Below are 16166 nucleotides of genomic sequence, written 5' to 3'. Positions count from 1 at the left end.
GGAAAAACAGATGGAAAAAATAGAATTCAAAGAACTCGTCGAACTGGGTTTGACGGAGCAAGATGCGATTCAAATGTTCGAAACGATGGTCCGGGCACGGAAGATTGACGAACGGATGTGGAAATTGAACCGGGCAGGAAAAATCCCGTTCCTCGTCTCCTGTCAAGGGCAGGAAGCGGCACAAGTCGGTGCAGCTTACGCTCTCGAAAAAGGAACAGACTACATCTTACCCTACTACCGCGATCTCGGCGTCGTGCTGCATTTTGGACAGACGTCGCGTGACATCATGTTGTCCGCTTTCGCGAAAGCGGAAGATCCGAACTCAGGTGGACGTCAAATGCCGGGCCATTACGGTTCGCGTGCTTTAAACATCGTCACGGGGTCAAGTCCGGTAACGACGCAAGTCCCGCACGCTGTCGGGATTGCCCTCGCTGCGAAGATGCGTCAAGAGCCGCTTGTCGCATACGTTTCATTTGGCGAAGGTTCATCGAACCAAGGGGATTTCCATGAAGGCGCGAACTTTGCCGGCATTCATAAATTACCGGTCATCCTGTTCTGTGAAAACAATAAATACGCGATTTCAACACCGCTTTCGAAACAATTATCGGCGAAACACGTCGCCGACCGGGCGATCGGATACGGGATGCCGGGCGTGACGATTGACGGTATTGATCCGCTTGCGGTCTATAAAGCCGTCAAAGAAGCACGTGAGCGTGGTCTTCGCGGTGACGGACCGACATTGATTGAGGTCGAAGTCGAACGGCTCGTGCCCCATTCATCGGATGATGACGATAAATCGTACCGTTCAGCGGAAGAACTGGCTGAACTGAAAACACGTGACGGGGTTAAACTGTTCCGTGAAAAATTAATTCAGATGGGTGTCTTAACGGAAGAAACGGCACAAGACATCGAAGCGAAACTTGAGCAGGAAGTAGACGAAGCGACGGCTTATGCGGAAGCAGCAGCCTATGATACAGCTGAAAACACACTCCGTTACGTGTACGATGAGGGGGAAACGAAATGACGACATTAAGTTTAATCGAAGCAATCAACAGCGCAATCAAAGAAGAGATGGAACGCGATGAATCGGTCTTCGTCCTCGGAGAAGACGTCGGCGTCCGCGGTGGCGTTTTCCGGGCGACACAAGGATTACTGGAACAGTTCGGGGAAGCACGTGTCATCGACGCACCGCTCGCTGAGAGTGCAATCGCCGGTGTCGGAATCGGGGCTGCGATGTACGGGATGCGGCCGATTGCTGAAATGCAGTTTGCTGATTTCATCATGCCGGCCGTCAACCAGATCGTCAGTGAAGCGGCGAAAATCCGTTACCGTTCGAACAATGACTGGTCGTGCCCGATCGTCATCCGGGCACCGTTCGGCGGCGGGATTCACGGCGCTCTTTACCACTCGCAATCCGTCGAAGCGATGTTCAATTCGACACCGGGCTTAAAAATCGTCATTCCGTCGAATCCGTACGATGCTAAAGGACTGCTGAAGGCAGCGATCCGTTCGAATGATCCGGTGTTGTTCTTTGAACATAAGCGCGGATACCGTCTCCTCAAAGGTGAGGTACCGGAAGAGGATTATATCGTTGAAATCGGCAAAGCCGACGTCAAACGGGAAGGCGAAGATTTGACGGTCATCACGTACGGTCTCTGTGTTCAATTCGCCCTTGACGCAGCAGCACGTCTTGAGAAAGACGGCATCGATGTTCATATCCTCGACTTGCGGACCGTCTATCCAATCGACCGGGAAGCGGTCGTCGCAGCAGCAAGAAAAACCGGGAAAGTCTTGCTCGTGACAGAAGATAACAAAGAAGGCAGCGTCATGAGTGAAGTGTCAGCGATTATTGCGGAAGAAGCGTTATTTGATCTCGACGCACCAATCGAACGACTGTGCGGTCCGGATGTCCCGGCGATGCCATACGCGCCGACGATGGAAAAATTCTTTAATGTCTCGAGCGAAAAAATCGAAGATAAAATCCGGACGCTGCACGCGTACTAAGGGGGAAACGTCAATGAAAACTGAAACATTAACGATGCCACAACTTGGTGAGAGTGTAACGGAAGGGACGATTTCCCTTTGGCTCGTCAAACCAGGTGATACAGTCAAGAAGTATGATCCGATCGCGGAAGTCATCACCGATAAAGTGACAGCAGAAGTTCCATCGTCTTTCGACGGTGTCATCGATCAGCTGTTGGCAGAAGAAGGAGACACGTTGCAAGTCGGGGAGGCAATCGTGACCTTGCAAGTCAGCGGCGGTTCAACAGAAGTCGCGGCAACGGAAGAAGCTGTTCCGGCAATCGAAGAAACACCGGTTTCAAGTGATCAATCGATGAAGAAACGTTATTCACCGGCCGTTCTTAAATTGTCTGCCGAGCACGGCATTGATTTGGAGCAGGTTTCGGGAACGGGTGCCGGCGGCCGGATTACCCGGAAAGACCTTCTCAAAATCGTCGAAACCGGACAAATTACACAACCGGATACGGTCGAAGCACCGACGATTGAGTCGGTGCCGGCACCAAAACCGGAAGCACAACCTGAACGACATGAACAACCGCAAGCAGCGCGACCGCAAGCGGCTAAACCGATGACAAGCACGACAGAAGCCGGAGACATCGAAATTCCGACGGCCGGTGTCCGCCAAGCAATCGCAGCGAACATGGTCCGCTCTAAACAGGAAGCACCGCATGCCTGGTTAATGATTGAAGTCGACGTGACGAACCTGGTCGAAGCCCGGAATCGTCATAAAGATGCATTCTTTAAACAAGAAGGGGTCAAATTGACATTCCTTCCGTTCTTCATGAAAGCAACCGTTGAAGGATTAAAGAAACATCCAATCATGAACTCGACGTGGGCGGGCGACAAGATCATCCAGAAAAAAGCAATCAACTTGTCACTCGCGGTCGCGACGCAAGAAGCCTTGTTCGTACCGGTCGTCAAAAATGCGGACGAACTCAGCATTAAAGGACTGGCCCGGGCAATCGATGATTTCGGAAAACGAGCGCAAGCCGGACGACTGTCGTCAAGCGAGATGCAGGGCGGAACGTTTACGGTCAACAATACCGGATCATTTGGTTCGATTCAGTCAGCGCCGATTCTGAACTTCCCACAAGCGGCGATTTTGTCGGTCGAATCAATCGTCAAACGCCCGGTTTGGGTCAACGGCATGTTCGCAGCACGCGACATGGTCAACCTTTGTATGTCGATTGACCACCGGGTGCTCGACGGACTCGTTGCCGGCCAGTTCCTGCAGACGGTCAAACACGCGCTCGAGTCAATTGACCCGAACCAACTGTCTTTATATTGATTCAGACAAATCTATTGACAGAAAACGGTTTCCCACGTAACATAAAGAACAATTAAAGAACACAGACGCAATGACGAAGAAAAGTAACCTATGAAACGATTGAAGAGAGCTGATGGGTGGTGCGAATCAGTATCGTGAAACAGGTGAATGGGCTTCTGAGCATCAGACCGAACTTACAGTAGGCTCTGACGGGTACCTTCCGTTATCAAGGACGACGAATCAGGGTGACCGGTTCGTTCGAGGGGACTAGTACTAGTCAACGAAGGTGGTACCGCGGGTTTTCCCGTCCTTCATGTTTAGCATGAATGGACGGGAAAACCCTTTTCGTATTCAATTGAATAAGTAAATCGATGAATGAGTTAAGTAGTCAGACGAATCGTTGTTTCAGAGAGCGGAAGAATGGTGGGACTTCCGTACAGGGATGTTTGATGAATGGTCTCATGAGAGCAGGACTGAACGGTAAGTAGGTCGTGACGGAAGCCCCCGTTATCTTAGGCTACGATGTCTCGTCAAGACGCATCGGAAGAGTGGGAACGTTTGTAGTTCCAATTGTGAGGTGGCACCGCGAGTCTATCGTCCTCCATACGGCATTTGCTGTATGGAGGACTTTTTTTATATATCAGGAGGCGAACAGGATGATCGAGACAGAACAATTGATAATAGAGCAAATCGAAATGAACGGCGATGAGTTGACGCCAATCTCCATCTTTTTAAATCTCGAGGGAGACCGGAAATGTCTACTTGAAAGCTCAGCGAGCGGCAGTAACGGTCGTTACTCGATCATCGGCGTCAATCCGGTCGAATTGCTTCGGGCGGAAGGCAATCAAGTGACGCGGCACCATCTTCAGACGGAAGAAACCGTAACGATGACAGGGAATCCGGTCCGGCTGTTGCAACAGTCTGTGACACGGGGGACGACCGATACCGACTTTCCGTTCTTAAGCGGTGCAATCGGCTATGTCGGCTATGATGCGATTCGGGCATATGAGAACATCGGACCGGTGCCGGACAGTGACCGCAACTTGCCGGATGCCTTGCTTGCCGTCTATGACGAAATCATTTTATATGACCACCTGGAACACCGGGTGCATTTAATTCATACGTCACTCGGTGGACTGATGGACCGGCAGGAGATGATTCGGAAACTGCAGCTCCGCAAAACCTTACTGGAACAAACCGGTCAGCAGACCCGGATCGAGCGCCCGCTTGAAAACATCGTCTATCAACCGCAGCTTGAAAAAGAAACTTTTATATCACTCGTCGAACAGGCGAAACAACATATTCGTCAGGGAGATGTATTCCAACTGGTGTTATCGCAACGGTTAGACGCAACATTCGCCGGCGACCCGTTCCACTTTTACCGGAAGCTGCGCCAGGACAATCCGAGTCCGTATCTCTTTTACATTGATTTAGGAGAAGTCATCGTCCTTGGTGCATCACCGGAAAGTCTCGTTCAGGTCAAAGGCCGCCATGTCACGACGAATCCGATTGCCGGGACCCGGCCCCGTGGAAAAACGAAACAGGAAGACACGCAACTGGCGCATGATTTATTGAACGACGAGAAAGAACAGGCTGAACACCGGATGCTCGTTGACTTAGGACGAAATGATCTTGGTCAAGTCTGTCAGGTCGGTACCATCCATGTCTCGCGGGAAATGGAAATCGAACGGTTCAAAAATGTCATGCATCTCGTTTCCGTCGTCGAAGGAAGACTTGCAGAAGGACGGACAGGCGCAGACGCATTGATTTCCTGTCTGCCCGCAGGTACCGTCTCAGGGGCCCCGAAGATCCGGGCGATGCAGTTGATCAATCAATATGAGACAAAAAAACGGGAAGTCTATGCCGGAGCGGTCGGATATTTTGATGTCAGCGGCAATCTTGATTTTGCGCTCGCCATCCGGACGATGGTCATCCAACATGGAAAAGCGTACGTTCAGGCCGGAGCGGGTATAGTCTATGACTCTGATCCGACCTTGGAGTATGAAGAGACGTTGCATAAAGCGAAGTCGTTACTGGAGGTTTGGAAATGATTGTACTGATTGACAACTATGATTCTTTTACCTATAACCTGTATCAATATGCGGCCGTCTACGATGAGATTCAAGTCATCCGAAATGATGCGATCGAAGTGAGCGCGATTGCCGACTTGAATCCGGCTGGAATCATCTTATCGCCGGGACCGGGTCATCCGAGTGATGCCGGTATCTGTCTCGACGTGATTGAGACATACTCGGGAAAGATCCCGATACTCGGTGTCTGTCTCGGGCACCAGGCAATCGGTCAAGCATTTGGCGGACGTGTCATCGAAGCGGATGAGATCCGGCACGGAAAGACATCAACAATCCGGCAAAGCGGACGATTGTTTACCGGTCTTCCGGAACAACTCGACGTCATGCGTTACCATTCCTTGATTGTCGAGCGGACGACCTTACCGGAAGTACTGGAAGTGACCGCCGTGACCGCTGACGGAACAATCATGGCACTCGAACACCACACACATCCGACATACGGGATTCAGTTTCACCCGGAATCGATCGGAACCCCGCTTGGACAACAAATGATTCAACGATTTATCGAACTGACGAAGGAGTGACAGGAATGAAGGACGTATTGACGAAATTGACGAATGCCAATCATCTCCGCTACGAAGAAATGCAACAGGCGGCCCGTGCCTTATTTGCAGCAGATGTCACAGACAGTGAAATTGCAGCTTTTCTCGTTGCGCTGAAAGCCAAAGGTGAAACGGCGGAAGAACTGGCCGGTCTTGCTTCCATCATGCGGGAAGTCGCACTCGACATTCCGGTGACGGGAACGGATTTTATCGATAACTGCGGTACAGGCGGCGACGGTTCCCAATCCTTTAACATCAGTACGACAGCGGCATTCGTTTTGGCCGGTGCCGGAGCCAAAGTAGCAAAACACGGAAACCGGAGTGTCTCAAGCAAAACGGGCAGTGCCGATGTACTCGAAGCACTCGGTGTCCCGCTCGATGTGACGGCAGAAGACATTGCGAAGTTGCTTGAAGCAAACGGGATTGCGTTTCTGTTCGCCCAACGGATGCACCCGCGTGTCAAACAGATCATGAAAGTCCGCCGCGATTTACGGATTCCGACAATCTTTAATCTGATTGGACCGCTAACGAATCCGGTACCATTAAAAACACAGTTACTCGGAATTTACCGGGAAGATTTGCTGGAGACGATGGCCTTGACCTTGCATCGGCTTGGACGAAAACGTGCCATCGTCTTACACGGAGCGTGTGGGATGGATGAAGCATCACTCGCAGGAACAAATCAATTGGTACTGCTCGATCAAGGCGAGTTGATCCGGTTCAGTCTTCATCCGGAAGAAGTTGGACTGGCGGTCGCGCCACTCGAAGCCATCCGTGGCGGTACGGCTGCAGAAAACGCGGAAATCCTCTTGCGGGTCCTCCGCGGGGAAGCGGGTCCGTACCGGGATACCGTCTTACTCAATGCCGGAATCGCTTTGTTTGCGGAAGGTCGGGTCGAGACGATTCGCGAAGGAATCGAACGGTCGGCGGAAAGCATCGATTCCGGTCGCGCCCTTGAAAAATTACAATTTTTACAACGGATGAAACAACAGGAGGCAATCGGATGAATATATTAGACCGCATCATCGAGACGAAACGACAGGAAGTTGCCCGCTTGAAAATCGACGGCGTGGGTCAAGCGGAGCCGAGAAGACTTAACCAATCGATTCATCAATCGCTTGGCGGAACGGATTTGTCCGTCATCGCGGAAATTAAACGGGCTTCACCGTCAAAAGGCGATATTTCACTACATGTCGATCCTGCCGAACAGGCAAAACGGTATGCCGCGAGCGGAGCGACCGTGATCTCGGTGTTGACCGATCAGACGTATTTTAAAGGAAGCATGGAAGATTTAGCGGCCGTCACGAAAGCAGTCAACGTTCCGGTGCTGTGTAAGGACTTTATGGTCGACCGGATCCAGATTGATCTTGCGAAAGCGCATGGTGCCAGTTTGATTCTGTTGATCGTTGCGGCGCTTGACGAAGAAACCTTACACGATCTATACGCCTATGCTTATGCGAGTGGCCTCGAAGTATTGGTCGAAGTGCACGATGCGACGGAACTGGAACGGGCGGAACGGTTGCAGGCAAAAATCATCGGCATCAACAACCGCAATCTGAAAAAATTCGAAGTGAGTCTCGAAACATCGCTCGAACTGCTGAAGACGAAGTCACCCGATGTCCGCTATATCAGTGAGAGCGGCATCAAGACCGTTGCTGAAGCGCAGATGCTTCATGCGGCAGGTGCAGACGGAATTTTAATCGGGGAAACGTTAATGCGGGCGGAAGATCCGGCAACCTTCATTCAAGCCGTCAACGGAGTGAAACATGACACGTATTAAGTTCTGTGGGCTGAAGCGGCAAGAAGATGTCCATTTCGCCATCGAACGGGCCGACTACATCGGATTCGTCTTTGCTCCGAGCAAGAGGCAGGTCACATTGACGGAAGCAGCACGGCTTCGGGCAGAAATTCCAGAGACGGTCCAGGTCGTCGGTGTGTTCGTCTCTCCGACGAAACAGGAAGTCGAAGAAGCGATTGAACAGGTCGGACTGGATTTGATTCAGCTTCACGGGCAGGTCCCGGATGAGTTGTACCGGGAGAAACGGGTGCCGGTCATTCAGGCGCTCGCGGCCGGAACACAGGTTACGATTCATCCGGACGCCGATTATGTGTTATTTGATGCACCGGAAGCGGGAAGCGGTCAAACCTTTGATTGGACAACCAATCTACGGGTCGATCAACCGATGTTCGTCGCAGGTGGTCTGCAGGCAGATAACGTCGGACAAGTGATTGAACGGTATCAGCCGTTTGCTGTTGATGTCTCAAGCGGTATTGAAACGAATGGTCAAAAAGATACGAAAAAAATGCAGGCATTTCATGATGCCGTAAAGGAGACTTTTAAATGACACGTTATTTACAACCTGATGCACTGGGACAGTACGGAATCTACGGAGGACGTTACATTCCGGAAACGTTGATGCAAGCCGTTCTTGAGCTCGAACAAGCCTATACCGAAGTGAAGGAAGATCCGGCGTTTCATGAACGGATGAATGATTTACTCGAAAATTATGTCGGACGAAAAACACCGCTTTATTACGCGGAACATTTGACGCGGGCGATCGGCGGCGCCAAAATCTACTTGAAACGCGAAGATTTGAATCATACAGGAGCGCATAAAATCAACAATACGATTGGGCAAGCACTACTCGCCGAACGGATGGGAAAACGGAAAATTGTTGCCGAGACCGGTGCCGGACAACACGGTGTCGCGACGGCGACCGTCTGTGCGCTACTTGATCTCGAATGTGTCATCTTTATGGGAGAAGAAGACATCCGGCGCCAGGAATTAAACGTCTTCCGGATGGAGTTGCTCGGCGCGAAAGTCGTTTCGGTAACGCAAGGAAGCCGGACGTTAAAAGATGCTGTCAATGAAGCGTTACGTTACTGGGTCAAACACGTCGACGATACGCATTACTTGATGGGATCGGTCCTCGGCCCCCACCCGTTCCCGGAAATCGTCCGTGATTTCCAAGCCATCATCGGTAAGGAAACACGGGCGCAGATTCTTGAAAAAGAAGGCAAATTACCGGAAGCCATCGTTGCCTGTGTCGGAGGCGGAAGCAACGCAATTGGCATGTTCCATCCGTTCATCGACGATGAAGAGGTCGCATTGTACGGCATCGAAGCAGCCGGAAACGGACTCGAGACGGAGAAACATGCCGCCACGATGTCTAAAGGTGAGGTCGGTGTCCTGCACGGTTCAATGATGTATCTCTTACAGGATGAGCATGGTCAAGTCACGGAAGCGCACTCGATTTCAGCCGGACTGGACTATCCGGGAGTCGGACCGGAACACAGCCTGCTAAAAGACATCGGCCGTGTTCAGTACGAAGCAGTAACGGATCAACAGGCACTCGATGCCTTGCAACTGCTCTGTCAAAAAGAAGGCATCATTCCGGCCCTGGAGTCGGCTCATGCCGTCGCACAGGCGACGGAACTCGCAAAAAGGATGCAACCGGAAGAAGTTGTCGTCATCTGTCTTTCAGGACGCGGCGATAAAGATGTCATGACCGTCAGAAATGCCTTGAAGGGGGAAGCATGATGCGATTAGAAGAAGCAATCCGAACAGTTAACGCACGTGGTGAAAAAGCGTTTATCCCGTATGTCATGGGAGGAGACGGAGGCATCGATCGTCTGCCGGATATTTTAGCGTTTCTTGAACGATCCGGTGCGACAGCGATTGAAGTCGGGGTGCCGTTTTCCGATCCAGTTGCCGATGGTCCGGTCATTCAGGAAGCAGGACTACGGGCACTGGCAGAGAAAATCAGTTTGAAGGATGTCCTTGAGGCGATCCGGATTGCGCGTCAGTCAACCAGCGTGCCAATCGTCGTCATGACGTACTTGAATCCAATCTTCCGCTTCGGCATTGATTCCTTTTTATCGACGTGCCGTGAAGTCGGTGTCGACGGGTTGATCATTCCTGATCTGCCACTCGAACAAAGCGATCAGTTTTTTGCCGGGCGCAATAAAACAGACATCGCACTCGTTCAACTGGTCTCGCTGACCAGTCCGATTGAACGAATTGAAAAACTGGCCACACACAGTGAAGGGTTCCTTTACGCCGTGACCGTTAACGGGACGACAGGGGGACAAACCAACTTCGGGGATTCACTTGAACAGCATTTGGCGAAAGTGGCGCAACTGAGTCCGGTTCCGGTCATGGCTGGCTTCGGGATCAGTACACCGGAACACGTCCGTCAGCTCAGTACAAGTGTCGCCGGTGTCATCGTTGGCAGTAAAATCGTCGAATTGTTGCAGCAAGGGGATGAAAAGGCAATTGAACAGTTGATGGCAGCCCGCCTGCCGGACGTGACAGTGTAAAAATAGGAGCATCACAAAACGAGGGTACCGGATTTTTCATTCCGGTACCCTCGTTTGCTGTAGCATCACTTTTCATTTGTTGGCATGACTCTTTAAAACGTCAGCGACGAGACCCGATACGTACGGGCTGCCCCGGTCTTCCTTCTCGACCGATTCAATCATGATCGCAACGAGCAAATCTTTCTTGTCATTATCATAGCCGACGAAAAAGCCGTTCTCCTGGCCGTTTTCTTCACCGGACTTCTTTAGTTCAGCTGTACCTGTTTTGCCGGCAACTTTAATTTCAGGAATATCAGCCGGTAAGGAATAGCCGGCATGAACGACATCATACAGATCGTCGCGGATCATTGCAGCATCTTTTGCGTCGAGGACGTCTTTTTTCCAGACCTGCTTCGTTTTTTCTTCTGCAAGCAACGTCGGTCGATAAATTGTCCCGTCCGTCAAGAAGATCTCGTACATCGAAGCAAGGTGCAGGATGTTCGTCAGCATCTGTCCTTGTCCATAAGATGTATCCATCAGCTGACCGTCGGAAGCAATCGAACCGTCGTTTGAAATTTGTGACGCCCGCATCGGATAGGTGAAGGGAATCTTTTCTCCGTATCCAAGTGCTTCAAGACCGGAAGTAAACGTGGTGGTTCCGATTTGTTCGAGTGTCGATTTTGCGAAGTAGATATTATCCGAGTAGACCAAAGCATTATGGAGATTGACCGGATCCGGTGTCTCGTGAATCCGGGTGACGTTGAAACCGTCGATTTTTGTCTTTAACCCGTCAATCGTATACGCTTTTTCCGGATCGAGCGTTTGACTTTTTAAGCCGACCGCTGCCGTCAACGGTTTTTGGGTCGAGCCGGGAGCAAAGGCACTCGTAAACCGGTTCAACAGCGGTTGATCCGGATCGTTCGTCAACGTATCGAGACGGGCCTGTGAAATACCCGTTGTAAATTCCGACGGATCGAATCCGGGAGAACTTAACAGGACACGGGTCTCCCCGGTCCGGGGATCAATCGCGGTCGCAGTCCCCGGATCCTCTTTCATCGTCGCATAGGTCGTTTGTTGTAACTTCCCGTCGATCGTCAGTTCGATATCCTGTCCATCCTTTGCTTCCGTCTCGGCGACGGTAACCGTTGTTTTATCCGGCTTGACGATGTTGATTCGGGCACCGGACGTACCGCGCAACGTCTCGTCGAGCACTTGTTCAAGTCCCCGTTTTCCGACTTGTTCGCCTGCTTGGATCGTTTGTTTGGATTGTTTGATGTCATCGGCTGTTGCGGAACCGGTATAGCCGATCAAATGGGAAGTCGCTTTCCCGAACGGATATGTCCGGACTTCCGTTTCCTTGACGCTGATACCGTCGAGTTGCTTGAGGCGATCGATTTTTGATTTATCATTTGCTGTATACGTCTTCAGCGGAACGAATTGTCCATCCTTGACCCAACTGGCGCCGAGTGCATCTTCGATTGCAGAGACAGGACGGTCGAGCCGTTTAGCAAGCGCCGTAAGATCCTTGACTTCACCTGCAATGGCCCCGACTTGGTAACCGGTCCCTGTCGTGGCGAGAGGCTGATTTTTGACATCAAGTAAATCACCACGTTTGGCATCGAGCGTCGTCAACTGGACTTGATCCTCTTTCTTGAAATCCTTCAAAACAAACGAAGAATCCCAGTCAATGAACCAGTTTTCCGTATCTTGTTGTTTCTCGAACGTCAACGGGACGTCTTTTTTATAGGAAACCGGTCCGGCCAGTGTCTCAAAAGAGATTGTCACCGGTAAACTGGTCTGTTCCTTCTCTTCGTTTTCTTCGGTTTTCATTCGTTCGACAGAGATCTTTTCAATGGCAAGAGAATCGGCTAATTTTTTTGTCCGATCAATAAACTCTTTTTTACCGTATGTTTTTTTAGTTTCCTTGCTGGCATAATCAGCATACATTTTATCGTAATCTTGTTTTTCCCATAATTTGATATAGGCATCTAATCGTTCTTCAGGTGTCGGCTGATCTTGGCAGCCGGCAAGGATGGTCAGTACGAAGCTTGTCGAAAGCAGAAGCGGGAGTGTCTTCTTCAAGGGAAATCCTCCTTTACGGAAAGTCTGTCCTATAACCGTATCATTCTTTGCAAAGGATTTCATCTCGAACGAACAACAAAAAAAACTCACGCGAAGACAAACAGTCGCGTGAGAGAAGATCAGGTCTTAATTAAAATAGTTCAGCGGGTTGACGCTGTTTGCCGCAGAAGAAGCGCTGTAAACATAGTTTCCACGGTGCATTTCGAAATGAAGGTGTGAGCCGAATGAGTTGCCGGTGTTGCCGATATTACCGATGCGTGAACCCTTAGCAACCGTTTGTCCAACAGAAACAGCACGACTGCTTAAGTGTGCATATACCGTCGTATAGGAAATTCCATTGACAGTATGCTTCATCATGATGTGGTTACCGTAAGCGCCGTAATACCGGGAAGTGATGACTGTACCGGCAGCAGAAGCATAAACCGGTGTACCGGTCGGGGCAGCGATATCAATCCCGTTATGGAACGTGTAACCGTAAGTACCGCTAGCGGCACCATACCCTTGGGCAATCCGTCCACTGGCTGGTCGTGAAAATCCGCTAGACGCTTTTGCAGATGTCGTAACACTGTATTTTTTAGCATATGTAGAAGAGATGTAACGGGATGTGCCGCCGTAAGAAATTTTTGTCCAAGATCCGGACACTCCTAAATAATTGAAGGTTTGACCAGAATTGACACTACCGACAACTTTGTAAGCAGTCGAAGGACCCGTTCGAACCCGCAACCCGTCTGCAGTTACTTTTACTTTGTACGTTGTTGCTGCTTCAACTTTTTCTATACCCGTTGTAGCGAAACCAGAAACCATCAGTGCTGTCATTGTCATAGTTGTAATCATGCGTTTCATGTAGAAGTTCCTCCTAAAGTGTGAAAGACGACGGACGATTATGTAAGGGAACAAGACCCTTTCAAAGTTGTAAGATGCAAAGCATATGTATTTAATATGTATAAATATTTTCTTGATAGAATGATTATAGCATCGCGAATAACACAAAAATATTTCAGTTTCATTGCAAGATTATAGTTGTATAACATATATTGTAATGGAATATTTTTCATTTGGTATCTGAATTTATTTTTACTAAAATAGAATGTATAGCCCTTTTTATGAAAAAAATTAATAGCCCGTGATGATGTGTGTCTCACATCGTCACGGGCTATAGGCAAAAAGAATTAGTTGGAAACGGGTGCGAAAACAGTTAAATGCTGACTTAAGACCTGAACCGTAACGGGAAGATGACCCGCTGTGTCGCCGTCAGCATTAATCGGGAGACGTTCCTTTGAATCGATATGAACTTCTTTTGTCGTAAAATATTCCACCTGATCAGCGTCAGAAATTTTTCCGGTTAATAGTTTCGGTAAGGCCTGTAAGGCATCAAAGAAACCAAGCTGTTTGACGATGAAGACATGCAACAGACCATCGTCGACACGGGCTTCTTTCGCAAACGATTCGAAACCGCCGACGGAATTGGTCAAGGAAATGATCAGGAGAGGCGTTTCACCATCAAACGATTTTTCTTTCGCCGTCAGTTGGATCGGATAGGGACTGTGGTCTTTAAAGGCTTTTAGTCCTTCAATGAAGTAGGCGACGGAACCAAGCGATGTTTTTTGTTCGACACTTACTTCTTCGACCGCTTCTGCAATCAAACCGACAGCGATGACGTTCATGAAATAATGATCATCATACTTACCGATGTCGAGCGGGCGGGACGGGGCATCCTCTAAAACGCTGATAGCTTCCTGCGGATCTGTCGGAATGTTTAATGCACGCGCTAAGTCATTGACCGTTCCGAGCGGCACGATGCCAAGCGTCGGTCGATGTTCTTGTTCCGCGATGCCGGTGATGACTTCATTAACCGTTCCATCTCCACCCATAGCGACGACGGCATCATAATGCCCGACTGCAGCTTGTTTGGCAAATTCGGTTGCATCGCGTTCTTTTTCCGTAAAACGGACATCGACTTCCGTAAACCGTTGCGCCAATGTTCCTTCCGCAAATTCAGCGTGTTTCTTTCCAAGTTCTTTACCGGATGACGGATTGATGATGAGCATGACTTTTGACACAAATGATTCCTCCTTTGATTCTACCTGTTCCTATTTTCCCAAGATTCCATAAACATAATCCTGGACAGAAAAAAACCTTGGACATCACGAAGATTCGTCATGTCCAAGGAAACGATGAAATTAGCGACGGGCGATTGGAGGAGGGGATGCTTCTCCTGCTGCCGGACGAACGGTTTCTTCTTCGTCCCAACACTCTGTATTTTCGATACCGAGTGCTTTCGCCGAGAAGACAGGATCGAGTCCTTTTTTCCGTTGTTCCTGGTAATCGTTGATGACTTTGAGGGCGATACCGCCTAAGAGTGAGATGGCCGTCAAGTTGATCAACGTCATACCTGCCATGAAGAGGTCAGCGAAGCTCCAAACCATTCCCAGACTGAGTACGGAACCGATGAAAACAAAGGCCATTGTCGCAATCCGGAATCCGAAGACAGCAGCCGGACTGTTTTTGATGAATTCGATGTTTGTTTCACCGTAGTAGTAGCTGCCGACGATCGAACTGAAGGCGAACAAGAAGACACAGATTGCAATGAAAGCTGGAGCGATAGCGCCAAGCTGCTCACCTAGAGCATTCTGTAGCATGGCGATTCCTTCGCCGTTACCTGAAGCATAGCTGTCACTCAACAAGACGATAGCAGCTGTTGCTGTACAAACGATCAACGTATCAAGGAAAACACCAAGTGTTTGTAGGAATCCTTGTTTGGCTGGGTGAGAAACTTCGGCCGCCGCGGCAGCGTTCGGTGCAGAACCCATACCGGCTTCGTTTGAGAACAGACCCCGTTTGACACCAAGCGAAATCGCGGCTCCGACCGATCCGCCGAAAGCTTGCTCGATGCCGAAAGCGCTCTTGAAGATCATCGCGAAGACGCCGGGAAGTTCCGTCAGGTTCGTGACGACGACGAACAGAGCAGCAATCAGGTAAAGACCGGCCATGACAGGGACGACGATAGCTGAGAACTTCGCCACCCGGTGAACACCACCGAAGATGACCAGTCCTGTCAAGACAACGAGTACTCCGCCGACGACAGCTTTATTGACACCAAAGGCATTATCAAATGCTGCCGCAATCGTGTTCGATTGAACGGAATTGAAGATTAAGCCGAACGTGACAGCGATTAAGATGGCGAAGACAACACCGAGCGCACGGTTTTTTAAACCTTTTTCGATGTAGTAGGCGGGACCGCCGCGGTAAGCATTCGTTTTACTGTCGCGGACTTTATAGACTTGAGCAAGCGTACTTTCAATTAAAGCCGTTGCGCCTCCGAGTAATGCGACCATCCACATCCAGAAGACGGCACCGGGACCGCCGAGCGTAATGGCAATCGTAACACCGGCGAGGTTACCAGTTCCGATTCGCGTAGCGGCACCGATGAAGAACGACTGTAAAGAGGTGATGCTTTGTCCTTCATCGTCCGTTGTCTTCTCGTTTTTATCGAGTGTGACACGGAACATTTCTTTTAAGTACCGGAACTGAATGAATTTTGTCCGAATCGTAAAGTAGATGCCGACTCCGATCAGTGCCGCGATTAAAACATAAGACCATAATAAGTTGTTGGCAAAATCGACTCCTGATTGTACTGCTTGCTGAAAGGCATCCATCTGAAAAATTCCTCCTAATGTGTTGTAGTAAAATGGCTATACGCTAAATTATACGAATTTTCAGATAATAAGCAAGATAAATTTTAAAACTTTTTTTCACAAACTAACTGTGTTAACTATTTAGAATGTAAAAAAGAGTTTGTTTTTTACTATGAAAAAAGACCTGCCGAAGAGGACGACAGGTCAAAAAAGAAATGCTAAGAAACAG

14 protein-coding genes and 2 other annotated features are annotated in these 16166 nt (G+C 49.7%); of the genes, 10 read left to right on the top strand and 4 right to left on the bottom strand.

Annotation, left to right across the window (positions count from 1 at the left end; genetic code table 11):
* Window positions 1-10: 10 nt before the first annotated feature.
* The 10 genes from DVG79_RS08480 to trpA all read left to right on the top strand — a co-directional run bounded on the left by DVG79_RS08480 (window position 11) and on the right by trpA (window position 10241).
* Entirely contained in the window at window positions 11-1024 is a 1014-nt protein-coding gene (locus DVG79_RS08480; protein WP_114596332.1) for a thiamine pyrophosphate-dependent dehydrogenase E1 component subunit alpha, read from the top strand.
* Window positions 1021-2004: an alpha-ketoacid dehydrogenase subunit beta gene (locus tag DVG79_RS08475; protein ID WP_028106745.1), complete on the top strand. Its 984-nt coding sequence runs from the start codon at window positions 1021-1023 to the stop codon at window positions 2002-2004. The genes DVG79_RS08480 and DVG79_RS08475 overlap by 4 nt, the downstream gene beginning before the upstream one ends.
* A gap of 13 nt (window positions 2005-2017) precedes the next feature.
* Window positions 2018-3310, top strand: a complete 1293-nt coding sequence (locus DVG79_RS08470) for a dihydrolipoamide acetyltransferase family protein (RefSeq protein WP_114596331.1) — start codon at window positions 2018-2020, stop codon at window positions 3308-3310.
* Between the two features lie 61 nt (window positions 3311-3371).
* Window positions 3372-3604 (top strand) — a binding site (T-box leader).
* Between the two features lie 47 nt (window positions 3605-3651).
* Window positions 3652-3894, top strand: a binding site (T-box leader).
* 51 nt (window positions 3895-3945) lie between these two features.
* Entirely contained in the window at window positions 3946-5340 is a 1395-nt protein-coding gene (trpE, locus tag DVG79_RS08465; protein WP_114596330.1) for an anthranilate synthase component I, read from the top strand.
* Window positions 5337-5903 carry an anthranilate synthase component II gene (locus tag DVG79_RS08460; RefSeq protein ID WP_114596329.1) on the top strand — a complete coding sequence of 189 codons (567 nt, stop codon included), beginning with the start codon at window positions 5337-5339 and terminating at the stop codon, window positions 5901-5903. Before trpE ends, DVG79_RS08460 begins: the two co-directional genes overlap by 4 nt.
* A gap of 5 nt (window positions 5904-5908) precedes the next feature.
* Entirely contained in the window at window positions 5909-6928 is a 1020-nt protein-coding gene (trpD, locus tag DVG79_RS08455; RefSeq protein WP_114596328.1) for an anthranilate phosphoribosyltransferase, read from the top strand.
* Window positions 6925-7701: an indole-3-glycerol phosphate synthase TrpC gene (trpC, locus tag DVG79_RS08450; protein ID WP_114596327.1), complete on the top strand. Its 777-nt coding sequence runs from the start codon at window positions 6925-6927 to the stop codon at window positions 7699-7701. Before trpD ends, trpC begins: the two co-directional genes overlap by 4 nt.
* The gene (locus DVG79_RS08445) at window positions 7688-8266 is read left to right on the top strand and encodes a phosphoribosylanthranilate isomerase (RefSeq protein ID WP_114596326.1); all 579 of its coding nucleotides are present in this window, start codon (window positions 7688-7690) and stop codon (window positions 8264-8266) included. The genes trpC and DVG79_RS08445 overlap by 14 nt, the downstream gene beginning before the upstream one ends.
* Window positions 8263-9462 carry a tryptophan synthase subunit beta gene (gene trpB, locus DVG79_RS08440; protein ID WP_114596325.1) on the top strand — a complete coding sequence of 400 codons (1200 nt, stop codon included), beginning with the start codon at window positions 8263-8265 and terminating at the stop codon, window positions 9460-9462. The genes DVG79_RS08445 and trpB overlap by 4 nt, the downstream gene beginning before the upstream one ends.
* Window positions 9462-10241, top strand: a complete 780-nt coding sequence (trpA, locus tag DVG79_RS08435) for a tryptophan synthase subunit alpha (protein ID WP_114596324.1) — start codon at window positions 9462-9464, stop codon at window positions 10239-10241. Before trpB ends, trpA begins: the two co-directional genes overlap by 1 nt.
* Window positions 10242-10313: 72 nt before the next feature.
* Here trpA and DVG79_RS08430 read toward each other — a convergent pair whose 3' ends face one another.
* From DVG79_RS08430 to DVG79_RS08415, 4 genes are all read right to left on the bottom strand, one after another.
* Window positions 10314-12302: a penicillin-binding transpeptidase domain-containing protein gene (locus DVG79_RS08430; protein ID WP_114596323.1), complete on the bottom strand. Its 1989-nt coding sequence runs from the start codon at window positions 12300-12302 to the stop codon at window positions 10314-10316.
* Between the two features lie 126 nt (window positions 12303-12428).
* Window positions 12429-13145: a peptidoglycan DD-metalloendopeptidase family protein gene (locus DVG79_RS08425; RefSeq protein WP_114596322.1), complete on the bottom strand. Its 717-nt coding sequence runs from the start codon at window positions 13143-13145 to the stop codon at window positions 12429-12431.
* Window positions 13146-13471: 326 nt separating this feature from the next.
* Complete coding sequence (locus tag DVG79_RS08420) at window positions 13472-14362, bottom strand: diacylglycerol/lipid kinase family protein (RefSeq protein ID WP_114596321.1); 891 nt, start codon at window positions 14360-14362, stop codon at window positions 13472-13474.
* Between the two features lie 120 nt (window positions 14363-14482).
* A complete protein-coding gene (locus DVG79_RS08415; RefSeq protein WP_114596320.1) occupies window positions 14483-15958 on the bottom strand; it encodes an alanine/glycine:cation symporter family protein in 1476 nt (491 codons plus the stop codon).
* Window positions 15959-16166: the final 208 nt, after the last annotated feature.

This window comes from Exiguobacterium sp. RIT594 (assembly GCF_003339585.1).
Lineage (GTDB): Bacteria > Bacillota > Bacilli > Exiguobacteriales > Exiguobacteriaceae > Exiguobacterium_A.
This window is presented reverse-complemented; position numbering and strand designations above follow the sequence as displayed.

Bases quoted from the DNA above. Each gene is read 5' to 3' on its own strand.
- DVG79_RS08470 (WP_114596331.1), top strand. From the start codon at position 2,018: ATGAAAACTGAAACATTAACGATGCCACAACTTGGTGAGAGTGTAACG.
- trpE (WP_114596330.1), top strand. From the start codon at position 3,946: ATGATCGAGACAGAACAATTGATAATAGAGCAAATCGAAATGAACGGC.
- trpC (WP_114596327.1), top strand. From the start codon at position 6,925: ATGAATATATTAGACCGCATCATCGAGACGAAACGACAGGAAGTTGCC.
- DVG79_RS08415 (WP_114596320.1), bottom strand. From the start codon at position 15,958: ATGGATGCCTTTCAGCAAGCAGTACAATCAGGAGTCGATTTTGCCAAC.
- trpD (WP_114596328.1), top strand. From the start codon at position 5,909: ATGAAGGACGTATTGACGAAATTGACGAATGCCAATCATCTCCGCTAC.
- DVG79_RS08475 (WP_028106745.1), top strand. From the start codon at position 1,021: ATGACGACATTAAGTTTAATCGAAGCAATCAACAGCGCAATCAAAGAA.
- DVG79_RS08460 (WP_114596329.1), top strand. From the start codon at position 5,337: ATGATTGTACTGATTGACAACTATGATTCTTTTACCTATAACCTGTAT.
- DVG79_RS08480 (WP_114596332.1), top strand. From the start codon at position 11: ATGGAAAAAATAGAATTCAAAGAACTCGTCGAACTGGGTTTGACGGAG.
- DVG79_RS08425 (WP_114596322.1), bottom strand. From the start codon at position 13,145: ATGAAACGCATGATTACAACTATGACAATGACAGCACTGATGGTTTCT.
- trpA (WP_114596324.1), top strand. From the start codon at position 9,462: ATGCGATTAGAAGAAGCAATCCGAACAGTTAACGCACGTGGTGAAAAA.
- trpB (WP_114596325.1), top strand. From the start codon at position 8,263: ATGACACGTTATTTACAACCTGATGCACTGGGACAGTACGGAATCTAC.
- DVG79_RS08445 (WP_114596326.1), top strand. From the start codon at position 7,688: ATGACACGTATTAAGTTCTGTGGGCTGAAGCGGCAAGAAGATGTCCAT.